This is a genomic window from Belnapia moabensis DSM 16746 (assembly GCF_000745835.1).
GTDB classification, from domain to species: Bacteria; Pseudomonadota; Alphaproteobacteria; order Acetobacterales; family Acetobacteraceae; genus Belnapia; species Belnapia moabensis.
In genome coordinates this window covers 1-6,113 of record NZ_JQKB01000170.1, presented here as the reverse complement: position 1 = coordinate 6,113, position 6,113 = coordinate 1, and the positions used below count along the sequence as shown (strand labels likewise).

The 6,113-nt window shown below is 66.6% G+C and carries 4 protein-coding genes and 1 pseudogene; all 5 read right to left on the bottom strand.

Going from position 1 to position 6,113, the window contains the following annotated elements:
* Positions 1-36: 36 nt before the first annotated feature.
* Positions 37-465 carry an IS3 family transposase gene (locus EP26_RS29405; RefSeq protein ID WP_052389852.1) on the bottom strand — a complete coding sequence of 143 codons (429 nt, stop codon included), beginning with the start codon at positions 463-465 and terminating at the stop codon, positions 37-39.
* 229 nt (positions 466-694) lie between these two features.
* Positions 695-1,117: a transposase gene (locus tag EP26_RS29400; RefSeq protein WP_157033924.1), complete on the bottom strand. Its 423-nt coding sequence runs from the start codon at positions 1,115-1,117 to the stop codon at positions 695-697.
* Positions 1,118-1,421: 304 nt separating this feature from the next.
* Positions 1,422-1,583 (bottom strand): hypothetical protein, encoded by a 162-nt coding sequence (locus tag EP26_RS38830; RefSeq protein WP_157033923.1) that lies wholly within the window; start codon positions 1,581-1,583, stop codon positions 1,422-1,424.
* 564 nt (positions 1,584-2,147) lie between these two features.
* A complete protein-coding gene (locus EP26_RS29395; protein WP_052389850.1) occupies positions 2,148-5,501 on the bottom strand; it encodes a DEAD/DEAH box helicase in 3,354 nt (1,117 codons plus the stop codon).
* Positions 5,502-5,870: 369 nt separating this feature from the next.
* A pseudogene (locus tag EP26_RS37065) lies at positions 5,871-6,113 on the bottom strand (hypothetical protein); the annotation flags it as partial.

The window sequence follows — 6,113 nt, the reverse complement described above, 5'->3', positions numbered from 1 at the left end:
ATGTACCGCACCCGGCTCTCTGGACAATAGGTTGGCTTACGCGGCGCGCCTGAAAGTCTCCTGCTGCCAGGCAGCGCGCATGTCGGCGGGGCTGCGGTGGCCGTTCTTCTCGATCAGCCACTCGGCGTTGTAGCGGGCGATGAAGGCGCGGACGGCGTCGCGCACATCGTCGATGGTCTGGAAGATGCGGTCATGGATGGTCTGCTCTTTCAGCGTGCGGAAGAGCCGTTCGATGCAGCCGTTGGTCTCCGGCTCGGCGACGAAGGCGTAGCTTGGCGCCACGCCCCAGAACCGCATCTGTTTTTGGAACACGTCGGCCATGAAGTTGCTTCCGTGGTCGTGGCGTAGTGCCAGGCCACGGGCGACACCGGGATTCAGATGGCCGAACTGCTGGCGCACCGCCATGCCGAGCGCCTGGATGGCCTCGTAGCGGGTGCCGTGCTTGGCCACGTGCCAGCCCAGCATCTCGGCATTCCAGTGCTCCACGACGCCGAGTCGGCCCGGATGGCCGCGAGCAGGTCGGCATCGGACACCGCCGGCTCGGGACCGCGACGTGCGGGCACAGCAGGCGGGCTGTTAGGATCCGCCGCCGGCCGGCGTGCGGCGTAGAAGGACGACCGCGGCACCTTCCAAATCTGGCAGACCCGCGCGATCCCGTAACGGCGGCCGGTGGCTGGGGAAGTCGCGCCGGCCATCAGCGCAACCTCCTCCGCCCCAAAGGGCCAGGCCGCTCCATGCGAGCGCGCAGCAGTTCGACCTCCATGGTCAGCTCGCCGATGCGCTGCATGGCGGCGGCGAGCTGGCTGTCGGCTTGGTCGGCCTCACGCTCTTTCAGGGCACCCTCGAGTGCGGCCTCGGCCTTCTGCCGCCACTGCTCGAGCTTGACGATGGGCAAGCCGAGCTCGCGGGAGAGCAGCTCCACAGCTTCGCCCCGCATGAGGCGCAGCACCACCTCGCGCTTGCGAGCGGCGCTCCAGCGCTGACCGGGCGCCAGCGGACCCAGGGCAGCCCCGGCCCTCGCCGGCCCGCCCTGGCCTGTGGACAGCGCGGACGGGCTGCGCCCGCCCTCGCTGACCACAGGCCCATCTCCCGTCTCAGCTCGATCGTCCTGATCCATGCTGCATCTCACCATGCCGGTCTCCGCTCGGACAAATGGCTGTCCAGGAAAACCGGGTGCAGCTCAGGTTTTCCTCAACCACCTGACGCATTGGGTAAAAATCTTGTAGTAAACCGCCTCGGGTGAGTCGCAAGCCGGTGAGCATGAGTCAGGCCGCCAGCGCCATCTCCTGCTGGGCAGCATAGCTCAAACTCACCAGCTTCCGGCTAACCCAGGGAGGGTTCACGACCCTGTCGCCCGGTTTGTGCGGGAGCGCCGCCACCGCGCAGGCATGCCCAAGCGCCACGTCCTGACAATGCAGACCCTAGCCGGTCGGGCCTGCTTCATAGCAGAGGTGCAGCTGGCCATGCCGCGCAGCCAGTCGGGTCAGCAGCTTGCGCACCGCATCGGGGCTGGCGTCGACCCCGCCGATGTAGCGCACCTCGCCGGGTCGGCCAGGCTCAGCCACCGCTACCGCGTGCGTCAACTTGGCCGCATCGATCCCGAGAAGACAGTGCGATCCTCTGCCACGGCTCGCCCTCCCTGCGCTGAGGATAGGCCCGCCCACGCGGGTAAACCCTTGTTGACCTGCGCCTTGTCGGGCGAGCCCCCCTCGAAGCGGGCACACTGGTCTTACCTTGGACCAAGCCCGCCAAGACTATTATCGGCATGCTGGCCAGGCTTCCTGCACCTTCTGTTTGAGGCAGTGCACTAACTGCCAGCGGGGCAGGGGGCCATCCCGTAATAACAGAGTGCAACAGGATCAATTGGGCGTAAAAGGCCGCATTTGATGTATGCGCGGTTTCAAAAGCTTTCTGTCAGCGGAGCTGCTTTGCTGAAGCTTCGACGCACGTTACCGCCTCCTCCGCCTCCAAACCCGCCATAGCCAACATGTCACCGCCAACCGCCGTCGTCTGCTTCAACACCGTCGCAGCAGCACTGCGCTCACTATTCTGCAGGTTGCATAACCGAACCCTGCGATTGTATCGCGGCATTGGGGTTGGCGCGAGCGCTGACAAAACTCTGATGACAGCCCGGCTTGCCCAGCGCGTCAGGTGGCCGCGAACAGCTCGTCCACATCGGCCTCGGTCAACCTCAATGCCCCACCATGCTCCGCCTCCAAAACCGAAGCGACCAGCGCGCGCTTGCGCTCTTTCAGCACCACCATCTTCTCCTCGATCGTGCCAAGCGTGATCAGCCGGTGCACGAAGACCCGCTTGTCCTGACCAATTCGGTGAGCACGGTCTGTTGCCTGGTCTTCCACCGCCGGGTTCCACCAAGGATCGTAGTGCACCACCGTGTCTGCCGCCGTCAGGTTCAGACCAACGCCGCCAGCCTTCAAACTGATCAGGAAGACCGGCACCTCGCCGGCTTGAAAGCGGCTCACCGGTGCCGCGCGATCCTTGGTGTCGCCGGTCAGCAGCACGTAGGGAATAGCGGCCTTCTGCAGCGCTGCCTCGATCAACGCCAGCATGCTGGTGAATTGGGAGAAGATCAGCACGCGCCGCCCCTCGTCGAGCAATACGCCGAGCAGATCCAGCAGCCGCTCCAGCTTGGCCGAACCAGCCTTTTGCGCCGACTTCATCGCCAGCAGCCGCGGGTCGCAGCAAGCCTGGCGCAGCTTTAGCAGCGCATCCAGGATGATGATGCCCGAGCGCGCCAAGCCCTTCTCAGCAACGGCCTGCTTGACCCTGGTGTGCATCGATAGCCGGATTGCTTCGTAGACAGCGCGCTGCGGTGCTTCCATCTCTACGGGCTCGGTGATCTCAGTCTTGGGCGGCAACTCGGTCACCACCTCCTCCTTGGTCCGGCGTAGCAGGAAGGGCCGCACGCGGCGGAGCAGCGCAGCCTGTCGCTCCGCGTCACCATGCTTCTCGATTGGTGTGCGGTAACGGCTGCGAAAGCTCCTGGCGCTGCCGAGGAAGCCCGGAGTGAGGAAGTCGAAGATTGACCAGAGCTCGCCCAGGTGGTTTTGCAGCGGCGTGCCGGACAGGCAGAGCCGTTGCCGCGCGCGCAGCTGCAGCGCCTGTCGTGTCGTCTCGGCATTGGGATTTTTGATGATCTGTGCCTCGTCCAGCACCACCAGATGCCAATCCTGCGTCGTCAGGGCCTCTTGGTCCCGCGTCAGCAGCGGGTAGGTTGTGAGCACCAGGTCATGCTCCGCAATTTCGCCAAAGCGGGTCTTCCGAGCCGGCCCGTGCAGCGGCAGCACCCGAAGCGCGGGGGCGAAGCGCGCCGCCTCCCGCAGCCAGTTCGGCACCAAGCTCGTCGGGCAGACGATCAGCGCCGGCCGGTCCAGCCGCCCGGCCGCGTGCTCGATGGCAAGGTGCGCCAGGGTCTGTACCGTCTTGCCGAGGCCCATGTCGTCTGCCAGCACCCCACCAAGGCCAGCACCGCGCAGGAACTGTAGCCAGGCGACACCCTGCGCTTGGTAGGGTCGGAGCGTGCCTAGGAAAGTCGCGGGCAGTTCAACCGGCGGGATCGATCCCGCCGCCGCGCGGAGCTGGGCACCGAGGGCCCGCAGCGCCTCCCCGCCCTGCCAAGCAATGCCAGAGCTTTCCTCAAGCTCGGCCAGCTCCGCGGCATCCATCCGGGTAAAGCCAATGCGCCCTGCCTCCGGATCGAGCCCGCCGCTCTCGAATATCTCCATTAGGGAACAGAGGATTGGCAAGATCTGTTCCCGCGGTAGGGCGAGCAGCCGCCCGTCGAGCAGGGGCAGCAAGACCGGACCTTCGGCGAATTCTTCTGGCTCCACCCCGGCGGCGATCAGGTTGAGCAGCACGGGAACGAGGTCTACTTGCTGCCCGGCTACCGTCACGCCGAGATGCAGGTCCAGCCAGTCGACGCCGGAGCCTTCCTCCAGCCGTGCCTCCAACGGACTTTCGGCCTCGACCAGGCGGATTGGGAAGTCGGGAGCGACTTCCACCTCCCAGCCATCCGCCCGCAGCGCTGGGATCTCCTCCTGCAGCACAAAGAGCCAGTCGGGATCGTCCTCCGTCTCGTCGTCCAGCAAGAATGCATCGGCGCCGGCCTGGGAGCCGGGCGGCAGCGACACCCTTGCCGCGACGAAGCCGATGCCCAGCAGGCGTGCCACCGCGGCGCGCTCCGCCGCCGCGTCTCGCCGCAGGCGGTAGAGTCGCCCCTCGCGCGCGACCACGTCCGTGCCGGGCCGCGACGGGGCATAAACGCCGCGCACGTCAGGGACCACTAACACCGGCCCATAACGGAAGCCGAGCCGCGCCATAGGAAAGTCCATCTCTGGCCGGAAGGGGTCCTGACCATAGCCGCGCATGGCATAGGCCGGCAGCTTGCCGGCGGTGAGCAATAGCCGCGGCACCGGCGGGCCAGGCAGCGTCTCCGGCGGATCGAGCGTCGCCGGCAGCGCCATCGCCGGTGCCGAGAGCCGCCGCCCCAACTCAGCCGCGACCAGGGGCGCTGCCTCGGCCGGGATGGGCGGCGCGAGCAGCAGCCGTGCCGCGACATGCGCCGGCACACCAAGGTCGACCACGCCCAGCTCGCCGCTCACTGGGTCGGCATACCAGGGGGCCGGCAATGCGAGGCCGAGCAGTCCATCCTCCAATTCCAGCGCGGAGCGCTGGCGTCCATCCGCCTCCAGCTGCCAGGTGAGCCTACCCGACCGCACGGGACCCTCCCGCAGCGGTACCCCGTCCACCGCGGTCCAGCGGGCCCGGCCGGTGGCGATGATCCGGCGCAGCAGATCGGGCGGGTCCGCATCCTTGAGCATCCCCTCGGGCGCATAGCGCAGCAGATCGGTTCGCCGCAGGATCGCCCGGTCCGAGGGGCGCAGGTACCGTGCCGTTCCCGCCTGCGCCTGGACGCCCTTACCGGCACCGTAGCTGCCATCCTTCCGCAGGGTAACCGAGAAAGCCGCGACCTTCAGCGAGACTGGCCCCACCGGTCGGGCAAGCGGCGCGACGACGTAGACGACACGCTGTCGGATATCTGGAGGGTAGGCCTCCGGATCCGCCTCGTTGATCGCGGCGAGCTGGCGCAGCCAGTCGGCGACCTCGGGCGGCAATACCGGCTCGGCCAAGGGCGCGACGGGTGTGGGCGGTGGGGCGAGACGCGGCACGTCGCCACGTTCGCGTCGGGCGGCGTAGAGTGCCGCTGCGACGTGCTTGCAGTCGAGCCCGATAGGGCAGCTGCAGACGCCGCTAAAATCAGTGCCGCCGTCGCGCCGCAGCTGCAGCTCGACGCGCAGAGTATAGGGCCGCGTTGCTGTGCCTTTCACCTTCGCCTCGATCACACGCCCGTCCACAGATATGGAAAGGTGGCGCACCGCGCCGCGCGCTGCATAGGCGCAGCCAGCCTCCACTGCCGAGCGCGAGAGGGTGCGGAGCATCGCCGCGTCGTCTGGCAGTGGAGGTTGGGCGGAGATCGGCATCGCCGCGATCCTGCCGTTGCTGAAGAATGAAGGCCATGCTCGGTCGGTATCAGCACACGATTTCGTTATAGATGTCGATCCGAGCAGAAATCCTGCTCCGGTACCGACAGGGCCATCCGCCGCCGCCTTGATAGCACACGATGGCATTGGCAAGTTGTTGGCTTGTGAGACGCGTATAGAGGGCCGACAACGATGGCATGGCAGTCACGTTGCGGTTTGGGCGTCAATCTCTTCGCGTCAGATCTGAAAGGCCCTGGTGCGGACGCGCCGATATAGATCGGCGGACATCCGGCGCCGCCGTGGACGGACATGGCCATAAATCACGGCGTGAAATGACGGAAAGCGCTGCGCTTGCCCCGGCGACGTGAATCACTGCATCTGTCGTTCTCGGCACCGGGCTGGGCGGTGGGAATTCTCGGTACGGTTGTTGAGGTAGCGGCTGGTTCGGTGCCGCACATGGAGCAGAAGGTTGCAGTGCGCCCCGCCACTGCTGCGCAGGCCATCGGTGGCGCTCTTTGAGCCCGTCTGAAAGTTTATGAGCGTGCCAAGCGCCTTGCCATCAGCTTGATCATCGCCAAGCGGATCAGGGCAACCGAGGTTCGGACCAGGTTT